Annotated in this window: 21 protein-coding genes; 13 read left to right on the plus strand and 8 right to left on the minus strand. The window is 72.2% G+C overall.

Translation table 11 applies throughout. The annotated features are described in order from the left end of the window. Positions 1-7 precede the first annotated feature (7 nt). Positions 8-613 carry a MarC family protein gene (locus JQC91_RS14400; protein WP_203287850.1) on the minus strand — a complete coding sequence of 202 codons (606 nt, stop codon included), beginning with the start codon at positions 611-613 and terminating at the stop codon, positions 8-10. Beyond that, positions 610-2,478 (minus strand): ABC-F family ATP-binding cassette domain-containing protein, encoded by a 1,869-nt coding sequence (locus JQC91_RS14405; protein ID WP_203287852.1) that lies wholly within the window; start codon positions 2,476-2,478, stop codon positions 610-612. The genes JQC91_RS14400 and JQC91_RS14405 overlap by 4 nt, the downstream gene beginning before the upstream one ends. Before the next feature lie 124 nt (positions 2,479-2,602). On the opposite strand from JQC91_RS14405, the gene ndk reads away from it, so the two are divergent. Continuing rightward, the gene (ndk, locus tag JQC91_RS14410; RefSeq protein ID WP_203287854.1) at positions 2,603-3,025 is read left to right on the plus strand and encodes a nucleoside-diphosphate kinase; all 423 of its coding nucleotides are present in this window, start codon (positions 2,603-2,605) and stop codon (positions 3,023-3,025) included. A gap of 65 nt (positions 3,026-3,090) precedes the next feature. Beyond that, positions 3,091-3,789, plus strand: a complete 699-nt coding sequence (locus tag JQC91_RS14415) for a hypothetical protein (protein WP_203287856.1) — start codon at positions 3,091-3,093, stop codon at positions 3,787-3,789. Here the strand turns inward: JQC91_RS14415 and JQC91_RS14420 are convergent. Next, a complete protein-coding gene (locus tag JQC91_RS14420; protein WP_203287858.1) occupies positions 3,776-4,570 on the minus strand; it encodes a trypsin-like serine protease in 795 nt (264 codons plus the stop codon). The genes JQC91_RS14415 and JQC91_RS14420 overlap by 14 nt on opposite strands. Before the next feature lie 82 nt (positions 4,571-4,652). After that, positions 4,653-5,246: a carboxymuconolactone decarboxylase family protein gene (locus JQC91_RS14425; protein WP_203287860.1), complete on the minus strand. Its 594-nt coding sequence runs from the start codon at positions 5,244-5,246 to the stop codon at positions 4,653-4,655. A gap of 96 nt (positions 5,247-5,342) precedes the next feature. Here JQC91_RS14425 and JQC91_RS14430 point away from each other — a divergent pair, with 96 nt between their 5' ends. The 3 genes from JQC91_RS14430 (at position 5,343) to JQC91_RS14440 (ending at position 7,889) form a co-directional block, all read left to right on the plus strand. Beyond that, on the plus strand, positions 5,343-5,915 hold the full coding sequence (locus tag JQC91_RS14430; RefSeq protein WP_203287862.1) for a TetR/AcrR family transcriptional regulator: 573 nt from the start codon (positions 5,343-5,345) through the stop codon (positions 5,913-5,915). 14 nt (positions 5,916-5,929) lie between these two features. Then, positions 5,930-6,433 carry a hypothetical protein gene (locus JQC91_RS14435; RefSeq protein ID WP_203287864.1) on the plus strand — a complete coding sequence of 168 codons (504 nt, stop codon included), beginning with the start codon at positions 5,930-5,932 and terminating at the stop codon, positions 6,431-6,433. Between the two features lie 70 nt (positions 6,434-6,503). Continuing rightward, positions 6,504-7,889 (plus strand): MATE family efflux transporter, encoded by a 1,386-nt coding sequence (locus tag JQC91_RS14440; RefSeq protein ID WP_203287866.1) that lies wholly within the window; start codon positions 6,504-6,506, stop codon positions 7,887-7,889. Here JQC91_RS14440 and JQC91_RS14445 read toward each other — a convergent pair. Continuing rightward, on the minus strand, positions 7,846-8,256 hold the full coding sequence (locus JQC91_RS14445; protein ID WP_203287868.1) for a hypothetical protein: 411 nt from the start codon (positions 8,254-8,256) through the stop codon (positions 7,846-7,848). The genes JQC91_RS14440 and JQC91_RS14445 overlap by 44 nt on opposite strands. Continuing rightward, positions 8,253-9,455: a pyridoxal phosphate-dependent aminotransferase gene (locus JQC91_RS14450; RefSeq protein WP_203287870.1), complete on the minus strand. Its 1,203-nt coding sequence runs from the start codon at positions 9,453-9,455 to the stop codon at positions 8,253-8,255. Before JQC91_RS14450 ends, JQC91_RS14445 begins: the two co-directional genes overlap by 4 nt. A 79-nt stretch (positions 9,456-9,534) precedes the next feature. On the opposite strand from JQC91_RS14450, the gene JQC91_RS14455 reads away from it, so the two are divergent. From JQC91_RS14455 to JQC91_RS14485, 7 genes are all read left to right on the plus strand, one after another. After that, entirely contained in the window at positions 9,535-9,903 is a 369-nt protein-coding gene (locus JQC91_RS14455; RefSeq protein ID WP_203287872.1) for a helix-turn-helix domain-containing protein, read from the plus strand. Continuing rightward, the gene (locus tag JQC91_RS14460; RefSeq protein ID WP_203287874.1) at positions 9,900-10,166 is read left to right on the plus strand and encodes a succinate dehydrogenase assembly factor 2; all 267 of its coding nucleotides are present in this window, start codon (positions 9,900-9,902) and stop codon (positions 10,164-10,166) included. Before JQC91_RS14455 ends, JQC91_RS14460 begins: the two co-directional genes overlap by 4 nt. Before the next feature lie 156 nt (positions 10,167-10,322). Next, a complete protein-coding gene (locus JQC91_RS14465) occupies positions 10,323-10,757 on the plus strand; it encodes a MarR family transcriptional regulator (protein ID WP_238941597.1) in 435 nt (144 codons plus the stop codon). Between the two features lie 123 nt (positions 10,758-10,880). Next, on the plus strand, positions 10,881-12,215 hold the full coding sequence (gene tig, locus JQC91_RS14470; RefSeq protein ID WP_203287878.1) for a trigger factor: 1,335 nt from the start codon (positions 10,881-10,883) through the stop codon (positions 12,213-12,215). A 222-nt stretch (positions 12,216-12,437) separates the two neighbouring features. Further along, a complete protein-coding gene (locus JQC91_RS14475; protein WP_203287881.1) occupies positions 12,438-13,130 on the plus strand; it encodes an OB-fold-containig protein in 693 nt (230 codons plus the stop codon). A gap of 13 nt (positions 13,131-13,143) precedes the next feature. Next, entirely contained in the window at positions 13,144-14,787 is a 1,644-nt protein-coding gene (locus tag JQC91_RS14480; protein ID WP_203287883.1) for a flotillin domain-containing protein, read from the plus strand. A gap of 112 nt (positions 14,788-14,899) precedes the next feature. Then, on the plus strand, positions 14,900-15,370 hold the full coding sequence (locus JQC91_RS14485) for a hypothetical protein (protein WP_203287885.1): 471 nt from the start codon (positions 14,900-14,902) through the stop codon (positions 15,368-15,370). 30 nt (positions 15,371-15,400) lie between these two features. On the opposite strand, the gene JQC91_RS14490 is transcribed toward JQC91_RS14485, so the two are convergent. Continuing rightward, the gene (locus JQC91_RS14490; RefSeq protein ID WP_203287887.1) at positions 15,401-16,015 is read right to left on the minus strand and encodes a J domain-containing protein; all 615 of its coding nucleotides are present in this window, start codon (positions 16,013-16,015) and stop codon (positions 15,401-15,403) included. Between the two features lie 95 nt (positions 16,016-16,110). On the opposite strand from JQC91_RS14490, the gene JQC91_RS14495 reads away from it, so the two are divergent. Beyond that, on the plus strand, positions 16,111-16,362 hold the full coding sequence (locus JQC91_RS14495) for a BolA family protein (RefSeq protein WP_203287889.1): 252 nt from the start codon (positions 16,111-16,113) through the stop codon (positions 16,360-16,362). A gap of 1 nt (position 16,363) precedes the next feature. Here the strand turns inward: JQC91_RS14495 and JQC91_RS14500 are convergent, their stop codons facing one another. After that, positions 16,364-16,948: a DUF4177 domain-containing protein gene (locus JQC91_RS14500; protein WP_203287891.1), complete on the minus strand. Its 585-nt coding sequence runs from the start codon at positions 16,946-16,948 to the stop codon at positions 16,364-16,366. Positions 16,949-16,977 lie beyond the last annotated feature (29 nt).

A 16,977-nucleotide genomic window follows, 5' to 3' on the forward strand; every position in this document is an offset into this window, starting at 1 on the left:
CGGAAGGTTAACGCCAGCCGAACGCGCCCAGCACGCCGTCGATCACGAACTGCACCGACAGCGCGGCCAGCAGCATCCCCAGCAGCCGCGTCGCCACGTCCACGCCCACCGGCCCGAGCGCCCGCTCCATCGGCCCGGCCAGCGCGAAGAGCGCGAGGCAGATGGCCAGCACCGCCAGCATCACGCCCACCGCCATGCCCGTCGCCGCGAGGTCCCCGCCGTCCGACAGCAGGATCATCGTCGCGATGGCGCCCGGCCCCGCGATCAGCGGCAGGGCGAGGGGGAACACGCTGGGGTCGGCGGGCGGCGCGTCGGCCTTCTCGCCCCGGCGCGCCGAGCGGCGCTCGAACAGCATCTCCAGCGCCGTCAGGAACAGCAGCAGGCCGCCCGCAATGCGGAACGCGTCCATGCTGATCCCGAGGAAGCCCAGCAGCGCCTCGCCCGCCAAGGCGAAGACGATCAGCAGCGTCGCCGCCAGCGCCACGGCGCGCAGCGCCACGCCCCAGCGGCGGCGCGGCGTCATCCCGGCCGTGAGGGCCACGAAGATCGGCGTCAGGCCGATCGGGTCGATGACCACGAAGAGGGCCGTGAACGCGGTGATCGCGTCGCTCACGCCGCCGCCTCCGCCCGCTCCAGCGCCTCCGCGGCCTTCTCCCAGAGCGCCTCGGCCCGGGCGAGCCCGGCCTCGATCTCGCGATACTTCTCGTTCCAGACCTTCAGGTCGCGGGCGTTCGTGTCGTCGTAGAGGTCCGGGTTCGCCAGCTTCTCCGCCACCTGCGCCCGCATCCCCTCGATCTTGGCGATGCGCGCCTCGCATTTCTGAACTTCAGCGCGCAACTCCTTGACGGTCAACGGTTGCTGCGGCGCGGCATTGGCCTTCTTCGCCGGTTTGGCCTTCGGCTTCTCCGGCTTGGCCGCCTTCGGCGCGAGGCCCAGCAGCTCGCCCCGGTAGTCCTCGAGGTCGCCGCCATAGGGTGCGACCCGCCCGTCCTTCACCAGCCACAGGCGGTCCGCCACCAGCGACAGCAGGTGCATGTCGTGGCTCACGATCACCACCGCCCCGTCATAGGCGGCCAGCGCCTCCACCAGCGCCTCCCGCGACGGGATGTCGAGGTGGTTGGTCGGCTCGTCGAGGATCAGCAGGTGCGGCGCGTCCAGCGTCGCCAAGAGCAGCGACAGCCGCGCCTTCTGCCCCCCCGACAGCTTCTCGACCGCCGTCTCCGCTTGGTTCGCGCCCAGCCCGAACGACGCCAGCCGCGCCCTCAGCCGCGCCGGCGCCTCCTCGGGGCGCAGCCGCGCGATGTGGTCCAGCGGCGTCTCTTCCAGATGCAGCGCGTCCACCTGATGCTGCGCGAAGTAGCCGATCCGCAGCTTGCTCGACGCGACCCGCCCGCCCTCGCGGACCTCCAAGTCGTCCGCCAAGAGCTTGGAAAGAGTGGACTTTCCCTCGCCGTTCCGCCCCAAGAGCGCAATGCGGTCGTCCTGGTCGATCCGCAGGTCAAGCGAGCGCAGCACCACCCGCTCCCCGTAGCCCACCGACGCCCCCTCCAGCCGCAGGATCGGCGGGCTCAACTGCTCGGGCTCGGGGAAGCCGAACCGCGTCACCGCCTCCTCCTCGGGGGCGCGCACGATCTCCATCCGCTCCAGCATCTTCACCCGGCTCTGCGCCTGCTTGGCCTTCGACGCCTTCGCCTTGAACCGGTCAACGAAGCTCTGCAGGTGCGCCCGCTCCCGCGCCTGCTTGGCCGCCGCCGCCGCCTGCACCGCCCGCCGCTCGGCCCGCGTCCGCGCGAACGTGTCGTAGCCGCCCGCGTAGAGCGTCAGCTTGCGGTCCTCCAGATGCAGGATGTGCCCCACCGCGCGGTTCAGCAGCCCCCGGTCGTGGGAGATGACGAGCACCGTGTGGGGATACTTCGCGAGGTAGCCCTCCAGCCACAGCGCCCCCTCCAGATCGAGGTAGTTCGTCGGCTCGTCCAGGAGCAGCACGTCCGGCTGCGCGAAGAGCACGCCCGCCAGTGCCACCCGCATCCGCCACCCGCCCGAGAAGTCCGACACCGGGCGTCCTTGGGCCGCCTCGTCGAAGCCCAGCCCCGCGAGGATCGTCGCCGCCCGCGCCTCCGCCGACCACGCGTCGATGTCCGCGAGCCGCGTCTGGATCTCCGCGATCCGCGCGGCGTCCTCCGTCTCCTCGGCCAGAAGCGCGGCCCGCTCGGAGTCGTGGGCCACCACCGTGTCCACGAGGTTGACCTGCGACGCCTTCGCCTCCTGCGCCACGCCGCCGACGCGGGCGCGGGCGGGCAGGTGGACGTCGCCGCCGTCGAGCGGCAGCTCGCCCCGGATGGCGCGGAACAGGGTCGTCTTGCCCGCCCCGTTGGGACCGACGATGCCGACCTTGTGCCCGGCGGGGATGGCGGCGGAGGCGCCCTGCAGGAGCGGGCGCCCGGCGACCGAGAGGGTGACGTCGTCGAGGCGGAGCATGGGTGGGGCGATGACCCCGCCCGCCGCCGGGGTCAAGGCGCGTCCGGGGCGCCGCGCGCGGTTCCCATCCCCTGCGCGCCCTGATAGGCGCGCGCCGGAATCCACACCTGACGGAGAGCGCATCATGGCCCTCGAACGCACCTTCTCGATCATCAAGCCCGACGCCACCAAGCGGAACCTGACCGGCGCCATCGTCGCCAAGTTCGAGGAGGCGGGCCTGCGCGTCGTGGCCTCCAAGCGCATCAAGCTCTCCAAGGAGCAGGCGGGCCAGTTCTACGCCGTCCACTCCGAGCGCCCCTTCTTCGACGAGCTGACGACCTTCATGGCCTCCGAGCCGATCGTCGTGCAGGTGCTGGAGGGCGAGGACGCCATCGCCAAGAACCGCGAGGTGATGGGCGCGACCAACCCCGCCGAGGCCGCCGAGGGCACGATCCGCAAGGAATACGCGCTGTCGATCGGCGAGAACTCGGTCCACGGCTCGGACGGCCCGGACACCGCCGCCGAGGAGATCGCGTTCTTCTTCTCGGGCCTCGAGATCGTCGGCTGATCCCGGCCCGCCCGAACATGACCGGAGGGCGCCCCGCGGGGCGCCCTTCCTGCTAGAGGGGGGGGATGACCGACCCCCGCGCCGCGATGGCGGCCCGCAACAACGCCGACCTCTACACCCCGGTCTTCGCGGCCCACGGCGTGCCGTTCCGGCGCGGCGACGCGCTGTTCGAGGCGGGGGCGCGCCCGCCGCCCCTCTTCTCCGACGTGACCACGCTCCGCCCCGGGGCGCCCGGCGCGGCCGAGGCGGTCGCGGCGGCGATGGCGCGCGCCGGCGGGCGCGGGGCGGTCAAGGACTCGTTCCGCGACCTCGAGCCCCCGGGCATGGCCGTCCTGTTCGAGGCGACGTGGATCTGGCGCACGCCCCGCAGCGCGCCCACCCGCTGGACCCGCGCGACGGATCCCTCCGCCTTGGCCGCGTGGGAGGCGGGCTGGGCCGCGGACGCGCCGCAGCCCATCCGCCAGTTCCCGGACGCGCTGCTCGCCGATCCGCGCGCCGTGTTCCTCGGGCGCTGGGTGGACGGGATCTGCGTCGAGGGCGCCTTGGCGACGCCGTCGGCGGATTGCGTGGGCCTGTCCAATGCGTTCGGCGCGGCGCCGGGCGCCTTCGCCCGCGCGGCGGACGCGGTCGGCGGGGTCCGGCCAAGCCTGCCGGTGGTCGGCTACGAGCGGGGCGCCGCGCTCGACGCGGCCCGCGCCGCCGGGTTCGACGCGACGGGCGGCCTGCGCGTCTGGGTCGGGACGGGGCCCTTCAGGGCCGGATGAACCGCATCGTGCCCCGGTCCCCCGTGCCGGGCCGCAGGGTCTTCGCGGTCGCCGAGAGGCGGGACGGGCGACCGAACTCCTGCATCAGCCGGGCGAGCCCGTGCTCCACCGTCGCGGCGAAGGCCGTCACCGTCCCGTCGGTCCGCGCACCCGACGAGATCACCGAGGCGATCCGCAGCCCGTCCGGCCCCTCGGCGAAGACCGGGGCGCCCGAGGCCCCGAAGGTCACGTCGCAGTCGAGCGCGAGGATGCGCGCGTCGCGGGCGAGCACGCGGCAGCCGTCCTCGTAGGACGGGTACTCGTCGCGGTCCTGCGCGTAGGACACGATCCGCACCCGGTCCCCCGTCCCGAGGCGTCCCGCCGCCGCGAAGGGCCGGATCACGTGCGGCTCGATCCCCTGCGCCAGTTCGAGGAGCGCGAGGTCCGCGGCCACCTTGTCCGCCGAGTTGGGCGCGTCGGGGCGGTAGTCCGGATGGATCACGACGCGGCGGATCCGCCGGTCGCGCACCGCTTGGCCGTGGCGGTAGCCCGCGCGGAAGCGCAGGTCGTCGGGGGCGTAGGCCTCCGCGGTTCCGGGCCGGTGGACGCAATGGGCCGCCGTCAGGACCAGCGTGGGCGAGACCAGCGCGCCGGAGCAGTAGCCCGACGACCCCAGCTCGATCCGGCCGACGGCGTGGACGCCCGCGCCGGCCTCCGCCTCCGTCGCGGCGCGCAGGCCACCCGCCGGGGCGGGGGACGCCGCGAGGAGGGCGCAGAGGGCGAGGATGGACGCGCGGCGCATGGGGGACCTCCGGAGTAAGGGCCGGACCTTACGGCCCGGCCCCCCCGTGTGGCGGTCGAATGCGGCGCACGTTCGGCCCGGATCAGGCGGCGATGGGCGGGCCCTTGCGCGTCCACGCGAGCGGCTGGACCGGGGCGTCGAGCGGGGTCTCGGCGACGTGGTTCATGTAGTTGGACATGACCTTCTGCGCGAGGCCCAGCACCACGTCGAGCACCGCGCGGTGGCCGTAGCCCGCGTCGAGGAACGCCTGCATCTGCGCCCCCGTCACGTCGCCGCGCTGGCGCAGCATCTGCAGGGTGAACGTCCGCAGCGCCTCCAGCTTGGCGGAGGGGAGGGGCGTCTCGTCGCGGAGCGCTTGGACGATGGCGTCATCCACCTTCATCGCCTTGGCGATGCCGGTATGGGCGGGGACGCAGTAGTGGCACTCGTGCTCGACGTTGATGGTCTGCCAGACGACGGTCATCTCGTCGGCGTCGAACGCGGTCTCGGTGAAGAGGCGGTGGAGGGTCTGGTAGGCCTCAAGGTGCTGGGGGCTCTCCGACATCACGCGGTGCAGGCCGGGCAGGCGCCCGAAGGCCTTCTGGGACTTCTCGAGGAGCGGCTTGGAGGCGTCCGGCGCGCTGTCGAGATCGTGCATCGGAAAGCCGTTGGCGGCGGTCTGGGGGGCTTGGGTCATGGGGGTTCCTTTCGCTGCGTCGCGGCATAGGTGAACTTGATTGAGCGAGCGTTCAAGATTAAATATTGAACGTTCGATCAAGTAACGGTGAAGCGAATGCCCCGGACCCCCGCCTTCGACCGCGACGACGTGGTCGCCCGCGCCCTGTTCTGGGAGAAGGGGTGGGCGGGGACGTCGACGCGGGACCTCTCGGACGCCTTGGACCTCCGGCCGGGCAGTCTCTACGCGGCGTTCGGCTCGAAGGAGGGGCTCTTCCGCGCGGCGCTCGACCGCCACGCGGCCGAGCAGGCGGCGGCGCTCGCGGCGGCGGAGGCGGCGCATGGCCCCCTCGGGGCGCTGCGGGCGCTGCTCGAGGCGGCCGCTTGGCCCGCGGAGGGGCCCGCGCGGTCGTGCCTGCTGGTCAAGACGCTGCTGGAGACGGGGGCGGGGCGGGCGCCCCTTTCGGCCCGGGCGGCGGAGCTGCTCGCGGAGGCGGAGACGCGGTTCGCGGCCGTGTTCGCGCGCGCGCAGGCGGCGGGCGAGGTGGCGGCGCGCCACGACCCCGCCGCGCTGGCGCGCCGCTTCCAGTCCGACCTCACCGGGCTGCACGCGCTCGCGGAGCGCGACGCGGCGGGCGCGGCGGCCTTGGCCGCGGAGCTATCCGCCGCATTGGATATGCACGCGCGCTGACCCACACTGGGGGCATGGACGAACTGCCCGCCTCGCCCGCGCAACTGGCGCCCAACCCCAAGGGGGGGACGGACGCGATCGAGGGCGACGTCGCCGCACGCGAGGCGTTCGCCGAGGCGCTGGAGCGGCTGCTGGCGCAGATCGACTTCGCCTTGGCGGGCTACGCCGAGATGGTGCCCCGCGCCCGCCCGGAGGTGGACCGCCTGCTCTTGGACTGGCGGACGATGCACCTCGCCCATCGCGACGCCCTGAGCCTGCTCGCGATCCGCTGGGGCGAGTCCCCGCGCGGGGGCAGCCGCTGGGCCGCGTGGCTCCAGCGCGCCATCATCCGCACCCGCGCGGCGCTCACCGGGATCGGGCCGGGCGTGCTCGGGCCGGTCGTGATGGGCGAGGAGCGGACCATCGACCTCTACGACGACGCGGTGGCCGCCGCCGCCGACCCGGAGGCGCGCGACCTGCTGGCGGAGCAGCGGGCGGCGCTGATCGTGCTGCACAACCGGACGCGCGACCTGACCTGACGGGCGCGATCCGGCGCGATCGCGCAGGATGCGTGTTGACCCGTGCGGGGCGGGGGTCCACGGGCGGAGCATGGCCGAGCCGTATCCCCACCACCTGAGGCGCACGCTGACGCTGGGCCTGCCGCTAGTGGGCAGCTTCCTCGCGCAGATCCTGATCGGCATAACCGACACCGCGATGCTGGGCCGCTACTCGGCGGAGGCCTTGGCGGCGAGCGCGCTGGCGCATTCGTCTTGGTTCTCGCTCTTCATCCTCGGGTCGGGCTTCGCCTTCGCGGCGATGTCGCTCGTGGCGGACGCCGAGGGGCGCGGCGACACGACCACGCCGCGCCGGGCGACGCGCATGGCGGCGTGGTGGTCGGTGGGCTTCGCCGTGGCGGTCTATCCGGTGTTCGTGCTGTCCGAGCCGCTGTTCCGCTTGGCGCAGCAGGGGGACCGGCTGGCGGCGGACGCGGCGGACTACCTGATCATCGCGGGCGTCGGCATGCTGCCCGCCCTGATCACGCAATGCCTGCGCTCCCATCTCAGCGCCTTGGAGCGGACGCGCATCGTGCTGTGGGCCACGCTCGCGGCGGCGGCGCTGAACGTGGGGGTGAACTGGCTCCTGATCTTCGGCAACCTCGGGTTCCCCGAACTGGGGCTGCGCGGGGCGGCCGTGGCCTCCGTCTTCGCCCACGCGACCGCGACCGTCGTGCTGGCCCTCTACGCGGCGAAGGGGCCGGGGATGGCGGCCTACCGGCTGTTCCGGAACCCGTGGCGCCCCGACCCCGAGCTGCTGGGCCGGATCGCGCGGCTGGGCTGGCCCATCGGGCTGACCGGGGTGGCGGAGACGTCGCTGTTCTTCGGCGCGGCGCTGATGATGGGGGCGCTGGGGACGATCCCCTTGGCCGCGCACGGGATCGCGCTGCAGATCGCCTCGGCCTCCTTCGTGATCCATCTGGGCCTGTCGCAGGCCGCGACGGTCCGCGTGGGCCGCGCCTTCGGGGCGGGGGCACCGGACGACCTGCGCCGCGCGGCGTGGGCGGCCGTCGCGCTGTCGATGGTGGTGGTGGCGCTGACGATGGCCGTGTTCCTGCTGGCGGGGCGCGACCTCGCGGCGCTGTTCCTCGACCGCTCCGATCCGGCGGCCGACGCCGTGCTGGACCTCGCCGCGATGCTTGTGATCGTCGCGGGCGTGTTCCAGCTGGTCGACGCGGTACAGGTGATGGCCTTGGGCTTCCTGCGCGGCCTGCAGGACACGCGGGTGCCGATGCTGCTGGCCGTGGCCAGCTACTTCGGGATCGGCATCCCCGCCTCGCTGGTCCTCGGCTTCGCGCTGGGGCTCGGCGCGCTGGGCATCTGGGCGGGGATGGTGCTGGGGCTGGCGGCGGCGTCGGGTTTCCTGATGGTCCGCTTCCTCCGGGTCGCCCCGCCGCTCACCCCTCCCGGTCGCCCAGCACCCGGTCCGCTCGCTTCCTGACGAGGACGGTGCGCAGGTCGTGCATCGCCAGCAGCAGGCGATCGGTCACGGCGTCGAGCTGGTCGTCGTCGGCCTGCGCCTGCGCCCACTGGGCGGCGAGGGAGATGGCCTCCAGCGCGGCCTCGCCGGTGCTGTCCGCGCGCCGCGCGAGCACGTCCCGCCGCTCGGCCAGCCACGCGTCGATGGCGGCGCGGTCGGCGTCGGAGAGCTGCGTGTCGCCCTGCGGCTTCACGTTGCCGTTGTTCACGTTCACCGTCGCGATCTGGTCCAGCTCCAGCCGCCGCTGCCGGTTCTCGGCGTCGACGCGGAACACCTGCGCGCCGTTCTCCTTCACGCGGAAGTGGTAGGGGGGCAGGGCGGGCTTCACGCCAGCCCCTCGCAGAACCGCTTGATCCGCGCGCAGGCCTCGGTGAGCTGGTCCTCGGAGGTGGCGTAGGAGACCCGGAAGTGGGGCGAGAGGCCGAAAGCCGCGCCGAACACGACGGCGACGCCCTCCTCCTCCAGCAGCGCGGAAGCGAAGGTCTCGTCGTCCGCGATCTGCGTCCCGCCCTTGGACGTCTTGCCGATGCAGCCCGCGATGGACGGATAGACGTAGAACGCGCCCTCGGGCTTGGGACAGTCGATGCCGGGGCAGGCGTTGAGGCCGTCGACCACGAGGTCGCGGCGGCCCTTGAAGAGGTCTTGGTTGGGGCGGATGAAGTCCTGCGTGCCGTCCAGCGCCTCGACCGCCGCCCACTGGCTGATGGAGCAGGGGTTCGAGGTGGACTGGGACTGGACCTTGCGCATCGCGGCGATGAGCGTCTTGGGACCGGCGGCGTAGCCGATGCGCCAGCCGGTCATGGCGTAGGCCTTGGACACCCCGTTCACCGTCAGGGTGCGGTCGAAGAGTTGCGGCTCAACCTGCGCGGGCGTGGCGAAGACGAAGTCGTCGAACACGAGGTGCTCGTACATGTCGTCGGTCATCACCCAGACGTGGGGGTGGCGCAGCAGGACGTCCGTCAGGCCCTTCAGTTCCTCCGCCGAGTAGGCGGCGCCGGTGGGGTTCGACGGCGAGTTGAAGATGAACCACTTGGTCCGCGGCGTGATCGCCGCCTCCAGCGCCTCGGGCGTCAGCTTGAAGTTCGTCTCGATCCCCGCCTCGACCGCCACCGGCGTGCCGCCCGCGAGCAGCACCATGTCGGGGTAGGAGACCCAGTAGGGGGCGGGGATGACCACCTCGTCGCCCGGGTTCAGGGTGGCGACCAGCGCGTTGTAGAGGATCTGCTTGCCGCCGGTGCCGACGCTGACCTGCGACGGCGCGTAGTCGAGGCCGTTGTCGCGCGCGAACTTGGCGACGATGGCCGCCTTGAGTTCGGGGATGCCGTCGACGGCGGTGTACTTCGTCTTGCCCGCCGCGATGGCGGCGACGGCGGCGTCCTTGACGTTCTGCGGCGTGTCGAAGTCCGGCTCGCCCGCGCCGAGGCCGATGACGTCGACGCCTTGGGCCTTCAGCTCCCGCGCCTTGTTCGTGACGGCGATGGTCGGCGAGGGCTTCACCCGGGCGAGGGTGTCGGAGAGGAAGGCCATTGGGTCGGGCTCCGGGGTTACGGCTCTGGGCGACCCCGCGTAGAACGGGCGCGACGGCCATTCAACAGGAGACCGACCCGTGCACGACGGCGACTGGTATGCCCCCGACGAGACGACCTTCGGCGACAGGCTGGCCGGCGCGCGCGAGGCGGCGGGTCTCACGCAGCGGGATCTGGCGGAGCGGCTGGGCGTCAAGCTGCGGACGATCAAGCTGTGGGAGCAGGACCAGTCGGAGCCGCGCTCGGCGCGGATGTCGATGGTGGCGGGGATGCTGAACGTGTCGCTGCCGTGGCTGATGACCGGCGTGGGCCGCGGTCCGAGCGCGACGACGCCCGAGGGGGCGGACCTCTTGGACGAGATCTCGGCGCTCCACCGCGAGGCGGCGTCGGTCGTGTCGCGGATCGAGCGGCTGGAGGCGCGGCTGCGGGCCTCGCTGGACGACGAATGAGCGAGGCCGAGGAGACCCGGCGCAAGCGCCTGCGCATCCGCGCGTGGCGGCGGGGGATCAAGGAGATGGACCTCGTGCTGGGCGGCTACGCGGACGCGGAGTTGGCAGGCATGGACCACGCGGCGATGGACCGGCTGGAGGCGCTGATGGCCGAGTCGGACCACGACCTCTGGGCGTGGGTGTCCGGGGCCGAGGCGCCGCCCGAGGGTCACGCGGCGCTGGTCGCGGAACTGTCGGCGCGGCGGCCGGCGGCGGAGCGGTGACACGGTTTCGCCGCATCTCCGCCACGCGCTAACCCGATCTTAGGAAAAGGCGAGGCAAAGGTTCGGCATCTGTTCTGCCGCCGGAGCCTGCCCATGTCCCGCATCGAGACCCTCGCCCCCCGCCGCGTCCACGACTTCCAGTCGGGCTACGGCGACATGCTGCAGCTGATCGAGCGCCTGCACCGCCTCCTGCTCGACGTCGTGAAGGACGAGTTCGAGCGGCTGGGCCTCTTGGAGATCAACGCGGTGCAGGGGCTGCTGCTGCACAACGTGGGCGACCACGAGGTGACGGCGGGCGAGCTGAAGAGCCGGGGCTACTACCAAGGCTCCAACGTCTCCTACAACCTCAAGAAGCTGGTCGAGCTGGGCTACATGCACCACGAGAAATGCCAGATCGACCGCCGCGCGGTGCGGGTGCGGCTGACCGAGAAGGGCCGCGGCGTGCGCGACGCGGTGGCCGCGCTCTTCGCGGGGCAGGCGGCGTCCGCCAAGGAGACGGGCGTGCTCGACGACGCGATGCTGATCGGGGTGACCGACACGCTGCGACGGACGGAGCGGTTCTGGGGGGATCAGATCCGCTACATCTACTAGGGGCCGCCGTCCCCGCCTTGCGCCCCCATCGGCCCCTCCCTAGAAGGGCGCGGATTTTCCGGGGGGTGCCCCCTCCGGTCCGGGGGAGCGACCCCCGGCACGCCACATCCGAGGGGAACACACATGCAGGTCACCGAGACCCTGAACGACGGCCTCAAGCGCGGCTACACCATCACCGTGCCCGCCGCCGACCTGGCCGCCGCCGTCGACGGCAAGCTGGCCGAGGCGCAGCCCACCATCGAGATGAAGGGCTTCCGCAAGGGCAAGGTGCCGATGGCGCTGCTCAAGAAGCAGTTCGGCCAGCGCCTGTTGGGCGAGGCGATGCAGGAGAGCATCGACGGCGCCACGCAGAAGCACTTCGAGGAGTCGGGCGACCGCCCGGCGATGCAGCCGAAGATCGAGATGACGAACCAGGACTGGAAGGAGGGCGACGACGTGGAGGTCGCGCTCACCTACGAGGCCCTGCCGGACGTCCCCGAGATCGACCTGTCCGACGTCGAGCTGGAGCGCCTGGTGGTCGAGCCCGCCGAGGCGGACGTGACCGAGGCGCTGGAGCAGCTGGCCGCCACCGCGAAGTCCTACGAGACGAAGAAGGGCGGCAAGGCCGCCGACGGCGACCAGGTGGTCATCGACTTCAAGGGCTCCGTCGATGGCGAGTACTTCGAGGGCGGCACCGCCGAGGACTACCCGCTGGTGCTGGGCTCCAACTCCTTCATCCCGGGCTTCGAGGAGCAGCTCGTCGGGGCCAAGAAGGGCGAGGAGAAGGTCGTCGAGGTCTCCTTCCCCGAGGAGTATCAGGCCGAGCACCTCGCCGGGAAGGCGGCGAAGTTCGAGTGCACCGTCAAGGAGGTGAAGAAGCCCGTCGACGCCAAGCTCGACGACGAGCTCGCGAAGCGGTTCGGGGCCGAGGACCTCGACGGCCTGAAGAAGCAGATCTCCGACCGGCTCGTGCAGGAGTATCAGGGCGCCGCGCGTCAGGTGGTGAAGCGCCGCCTGCTCGACGCGCTCGACGGCAAGGTGGACTTCGACCTGCCGCCCTCGCTCGTCGACGCGGAGGCCAACCAGATCGCCCACCAGCTTTGGCACGAGGAGCACCCGGAGGTGCAGGGCCACGACCACGGCGCGATCGAGGCGACGGACGAGCACCGCGCCTTGGCCGAGCGCCGCGTGCGCCTCGGCCTGCTGCTCGCCGAGATCGGCCAGCAGGCGAAGGTCGAGGTGTCCGACGCCGAGATGACCCAAGCGATCATGAACCAGGCCCGCCAGTATCCGGGGCAGGAGCGCGAGTTCTTCGAGTTCGTGCGCACCAACCAAGGCGCGCAGCAGCAGCTCCGCGCCCCGCTCTTCGAGGACAAGGTGATCGACCACATCCTCGAGCAGGCCAAGGTGACGGACAAGACCGTCTCCAAGGACGACCTGCAGGCCGAGATCGACAAGATGGAGGAGGAGACCGCCTGAGGCGGGGACCTCCCTTCCCGACGATGCGGGCGCCCCTCGGGGCGCCCGTTCTCGTTGCGCGGACCGTCGGCTCGCCCCTCCCGTGATCGCCGTGTCATCCATGCAACATATGGTTGAACGCGGTTGCGCGATCCCCACATGTGGGCCGGCGCGAGGCCGCGCCCACCCAAATCGCCACGCCTTCGCCTTCCGCGCGCCCCCACGCGCGGGCACGAGAGGATCATGCTCGACACGCTGCTATCGCCGCCCTTCGCCCCCTTCGCCACCGCCGTGGCGATCCTCTGCCTCCTGCTCCTGCTCGAGGTGGTGATGCTCGCCGTCGGCGGCTCGCTGATGGCCGAGCCGGACGGGCCGGATGCGGCGTTCGAGGTGCCCGAGCTGGAGATGGGCGAGATCGAGGCGCTGGAGGTCGGCGCCGCGGCGCCCGAGGCCTTCGAGATCGGCGACGTGGAGGCCGAGGTGGAGGGCGTGGACGGCGTGGCGGGCATGGGCTGGACCGGCTTCGGGCGGGTGCCCTTCCTGATCTGGTTCGCCGCGCTGCTCACCGGCTTCGGCATCACGGGCATCGCGCTGCAGTTCACCGGGCCTTGGCCGCTCTGGCTGGTCGTCCCGGCGGCGGGCGCGGTCGGCATCCTCTTCACGCGGACCTTCTCGGGCGCCTTCGCCCGCGCGGTGCCGCAGCTGGAGACCGCGTCGGTCACCCCGCGACAACTCGCGCGGCGGCGGGGGCGCGTGACGCAGGGCACCATGCGCCGGGGCCGGGCCGCCGAGGTGCGGGTCACCGACCGCCACGGCAACACCCATTACGTCCGCGCCGAGCCGCTGCGCGACGCGGACGAGATTTCGCGGGGGGCCGAGGTGCTCACCGTCTGGGACCGGCGGGCCGACGCCCTGCGGGTCGTGTCACTGGATTGAGAGGGAGACCATCATGGAAGTACTGATCCTAGCCGCGATCGTCGTCGCGTTCCTGATCTTCGTCGGGATCGTGATCGCCCGGCTCTACCGCCGCACCTCGCGGGAGGAGGCGCTGGTCCGCACGGGCCTCGGGGGCAAGAAGGTCATCGTGGACGGGGGCACGACCGTGTTCCCGCTGTTCCACGAGATCGCCAAGGTGAACATGAAGACCCTCCGTTTGGAGGTGTCGCGCACCGGAGAGGGGGCGCTGATCACCAAGGACCGGATGCGCGTGGACGTGGGCGTCGAGTTCTACGTCTCCGTGTCGCCGACCGAGGACGGCATCTCGCGCGCGGCGCAGACCTTGGGCGACCGCACCTTCGACGTCGAGCAGCTGCGCGAGATGATCGAGGGCAAGCTGATCGACGGCCTGCGGTCGGTCGCGGCGCAGATGACGATGGACGAGCTGCACGAGAACCGCTCGGACTTCGTGCAGGAGGTGCAGAACGCCGTCACCGAGGACCTGCTCAAGAACGGGCTGGGGCTGGAGTCGGTGTCGCTGACCGCGCTGGACCAGACGCCGTTCGAGGCGCTCGACGAGAACAACGCGTTCAACGCGGTCGGCATGCGCAAGCTGGCCGAGGTGATCGCCAAGTCCAAGAAGGAGCGCGCGGAGATCGACGCGGACGCCGAGGTGGCCGTGAAGCAGGCGGCGCTGACGGCGGCGAAGCGGTCCTTGGAGATCGAGCGCGACGAGCAGGCGGCGCGGATCGCGCAGATCCAGGAGGTCGAGACGCTGCAGGCCGCGCAGGCGGCCGAGCTGGCGCGGCGGCGCGAGGATTCGATGCGCGAATCCGAGGCCGCCCGCGTGCTGCGCGAGCAGGCCATCCGCGCCGCCGAGATCGACCGCGACCGCGCCGTCGAGGTGGCGGAGCAGGAGCGCCAGATCATCGTCAACCAGAAGTCCGAGGAGGAGAGCCGGGCGCGGGCCAGCGCCGACCTCGCCCGGGCCGAGGCCGAGAAGGCCAAGGAGAGCGTGATCACCTCGCGCGAGGTCGAGCAGGCCGAGCGGGAGAAGCGCATCGCCTTGATCGAGGCGCAGCGGGAGGCCGAGCGCGAGGCCACGCGCGTGCGGCTGGAGGCGCAGGCCGAGCGCGAGGCCGCGGAGGACCGGGCCGAGGCCCGCCGCGAGGAGGCCCGCGCCGAGGCGGACGCCGTGACGATCAAGGCCGAGGCGAAGAAGGCCGACATGCTGGCCGAGGCGGAGGGACGGGAGAAGATCGTCGCCGCCGAGAACGCGCTGTCGGACGCGATCATCCAGATGAAGCTGCAGCTCGCGCGGCTGGAGGCGATGCCGGGCATCGTCGAGCAGATGGTCAAGCCCGCCGAGAAGATCGACTCGATCCGCATCCACCAGGTCGGGGGGCTGAACGGGTCCACCGGCGGCGGCGCGGCGAACGAGGGCGGTAAGCCCGTCGTGAACCAGGCGCTCGACTCGATCATGGGGATGGCGGTGCAGATGCCCGCGCTGCGCAAGCTGGGCGAGGAGCTCGGCGTGTCGATGGAGAAGGGGCTGGGCGGCCTCGACCTCGGGGACGCGCCGGACGCGCCGGCGGACACCGAGGCCACGGATGCGGCGGAGGCCGACGTGCCGCCGCGGATCGACGCCGCCGAGTGATCCCACGAGACGCGGGGGCGCCCTTCGGGGCGCTCCCGTCGCGTTAACGCTTGCGACCGACGGTCGCGGGCGGCCATCCTCCGGCCATTCACCGCAGCCCGGAGGTTCCGTCATGAAATTCACGCTCGCCGCCCTCGCGCTCCTCGTCGCGGGAGCGGCCCACGCCTGCCCGGACTGGAGCTTCAACGGCCAGCAGGCCAGCTTCTCCGGCAAGGACCTCTGGGCCGCCAAGCGCTTCCCGATCCTCGCCGGCGGGGACCAGGAGGTCTCGCGTTGCAAGCTGCCCTTCGGATCGGACCGGGGGCGCGGCTACGTGCCGGTGCGTCCTGACTTCACGATCACCCTTTCGGGCCTGCGGCCCTACCGCCTCGTGGCGAGCGTCTACTCGGAATGCGACAGCGTGCTCGTGATGAACACCGGCGCGGAGTCGTGGTTCTACGACGACGACGACAACGCGGACAGCCGCTTGGACGCGCGCATCGTCCTGACGCGGCCGCAGGACGGCATCTTCGACTTCTGGGTCGGCACGCACGACGGCAGCACCTGCAACGCCGTGTTCGAGCTGGAGACGTTCGACCGCTGAGCGCGGCCCCGTGGGTCAGGGGGACGGCCGCTACTTGAAGTTGCGGCTGTCCTTGATCTGGTCCCACGCCCACACGACCTCGGAGAGCTGCTCCTCCTGGCTGCGGTCGCCGCCGTTCATGTCGGGGTGCAGCACCTTGATCAGCTTCTTGTAGGCCTTGCGGATCTCGGCCTTGGTCGCGGTGTCCTTGGCCTCGAGGATGTCGATGGCCTTGCGCTCGGTCGGCGGGAGGCGGCGGCCCACGGCCTCGCGGCCGGGGTTCTGCGTCGCGTTCCCGCCCAGCACCTGATGCGCGTCCTCGATGCCGAGCCGCGCCCACGCCCGCTCCTCGACGGACTTGCGGAAGGGGCGGGTCGGCCCCTTCTCCGAGGCCATCGCGGCCTCCAGCTCGGCCTCGGTCTGGCCCTCGAAGAAGTTCCACTTCTGGTTGTACTCGCGGACGTGGGTCTGGCAGAACCACCACCAGTCGTCCTTCGAGTCCCGCGACTTGGGCGCGCGGTAGAGCCCCCGCTCTTCGCAGCCCTCCTTGTCGCAAACCCGCTGCGACGTCTCGACCGCCCCCGACATCCCACGGCGTCCCTTGGTCTGCCGCTTCTTGGCGGTGGACACGCGCATGTCGAACTGGCTGGGGTCGAACTTGTCCATGCGGGGGGCTCCGTCGTTCTGCGCGGGGGGGTGTCCCGCCGGGGAGGCGACAGATTAATCATCGGACCCGCAGAGGGAAGAGGGAGCGAGGCGAAATGTCCATCGAAGCAGAGATGCGCGAGCGGTTGCAGGCCCTGCAGCCGACCCGGCTGGAGGTCGTGAACCAGTCGCACCTGCATGCGGGCCATGCGGGCGACGACGGGTCCGGCGAGAGCCACTGGCACGTGGCGCTGGCGACGCCGCGCTTCGAGGGCGTGGGCCGGGTGCAGCGTCACCGGATGGTCCACGCCGCGCTGGGCGACGTGGTGGGCCGCATCCACGCGCTGTCGCTGGACCTCTCGGCCTAGGCTACTCGGCGGCGATGCGGCCGGACCGGGCGGCGAGCAGGTCGATCACGCGCTCGTCGTCCCCGTGCATCTCCGCGTCGGCGAACCCGGCCCAAGCCGGATCCTCGCGACGGGCGGGCGGCGTGGCGGGGCGCGGGACGGCGACGGGCCGGGACACGGCCTCGGCGGCGGGACGAGGGGCCGGGCCGCCGCGGCCGGTCCAGAAGCGGCGCGCGGCGACGGGGGCCGCGGGCGCGGCGACCGCGTTCGCGGGCGGCTCCGTCAGGGCGGCGCGCGCCTCGACAGGGGGCGCGGGGACGGCCTGCGGGGCCTGCGCGACGGCACCGGGCAGGGGGCGGCGGAACACCAGCATCGAATGATGGCGCACCGTCGTCTGGGTCAGGCCGACGCGCTCCTCGCAGGGGAGGGTGTCGGTGCGGACGAACTCCCACCCGCTCTCGGCCATGTGGTTGACGACCCGGCTCAAGGCGAGGGCGAAGCGTCCCTCGCCGGTCCGGACCCCGCGCGCCCGTTCGCCCCGGCGGGGAGCGGGGACGACGCGGTATTCATGGGTCTGCGGGGCGGGGCTGTCGGTCGTGTCGCTCATGCGGCGAGATTACGGCAGGGTCTTGGCGA

It is taken from the genome of Jannaschia sp. Os4, assembly GCF_016820245.1.
Taxonomy (GTDB): domain Bacteria; phylum Pseudomonadota; class Alphaproteobacteria; order Rhodobacterales; family Rhodobacteraceae; genus Jannaschia.

Excerpts from the sequence above, each read along its gene's own strand:
- ndk (WP_203287854.1), top strand. The coding sequence starts at position 2,603 with ATGGCCCTCGAACGCACCTTCTCGATCATCAAGCCCGACGCCACCAAG.
- JQC91_RS14475 (WP_203287881.1), top strand. The coding sequence starts at position 12,438 with ATGCTCGACACGCTGCTATCGCCGCCCTTCGCCCCCTTCGCCACCGCC.
- JQC91_RS14485 (WP_203287885.1), top strand. The coding sequence starts at position 14,900 with ATGAAATTCACGCTCGCCGCCCTCGCGCTCCTCGTCGCGGGAGCGGCC.
- JQC91_RS14425 (WP_203287860.1), bottom strand. The coding sequence starts at position 5,246 with ATGACCCAAGCCCCCCAGACCGCCGCCAACGGCTTTCCGATGCACGAT.
- JQC91_RS14495 (WP_203287889.1), top strand. The coding sequence starts at position 16,111 with ATGTCCATCGAAGCAGAGATGCGCGAGCGGTTGCAGGCCCTGCAGCCG.
- JQC91_RS14450 (WP_203287870.1), bottom strand. The coding sequence starts at position 9,455 with ATGGCCTTCCTCTCCGACACCCTCGCCCGGGTGAAGCCCTCGCCGACC.
- JQC91_RS14415 (WP_203287856.1), top strand. The coding sequence starts at position 3,091 with ATGACCGACCCCCGCGCCGCGATGGCGGCCCGCAACAACGCCGACCTC.
- JQC91_RS14500 (WP_203287891.1), bottom strand. The coding sequence starts at position 16,948 with ATGAGCGACACGACCGACAGCCCCGCCCCGCAGACCCATGAATACCGC.
- JQC91_RS14460 (WP_203287874.1), top strand. The coding sequence starts at position 9,900 with ATGAGCGAGGCCGAGGAGACCCGGCGCAAGCGCCTGCGCATCCGCGCG.
- JQC91_RS14435 (WP_203287864.1), top strand. The coding sequence starts at position 5,930 with ATGGACGAACTGCCCGCCTCGCCCGCGCAACTGGCGCCCAACCCCAAG.
- JQC91_RS14465 (WP_238941597.1), top strand. The coding sequence starts at position 10,323 with ATGCTGCAGCTGATCGAGCGCCTGCACCGCCTCCTGCTCGACGTCGTG.
- tig (WP_203287878.1), top strand. The coding sequence starts at position 10,881 with ATGCAGGTCACCGAGACCCTGAACGACGGCCTCAAGCGCGGCTACACC.
- JQC91_RS14480 (WP_203287883.1), top strand. The coding sequence starts at position 13,144 with ATGGAAGTACTGATCCTAGCCGCGATCGTCGTCGCGTTCCTGATCTTC.
- JQC91_RS14490 (WP_203287887.1), bottom strand. The coding sequence starts at position 16,015 with ATGGACAAGTTCGACCCCAGCCAGTTCGACATGCGCGTGTCCACCGCC.
- JQC91_RS14420 (WP_203287858.1), bottom strand. The coding sequence starts at position 4,570 with ATGCGCCGCGCGTCCATCCTCGCCCTCTGCGCCCTCCTCGCGGCGTCC.
- JQC91_RS14430 (WP_203287862.1), top strand. The coding sequence starts at position 5,343 with ATGCCCCGGACCCCCGCCTTCGACCGCGACGACGTGGTCGCCCGCGCC.
- JQC91_RS14405 (WP_203287852.1), bottom strand. The coding sequence starts at position 2,478 with ATGCTCCGCCTCGACGACGTCACCCTCTCGGTCGCCGGGCGCCCGCTC.
- JQC91_RS14440 (WP_203287866.1), top strand. The coding sequence starts at position 6,504 with ATGGCCGAGCCGTATCCCCACCACCTGAGGCGCACGCTGACGCTGGGC.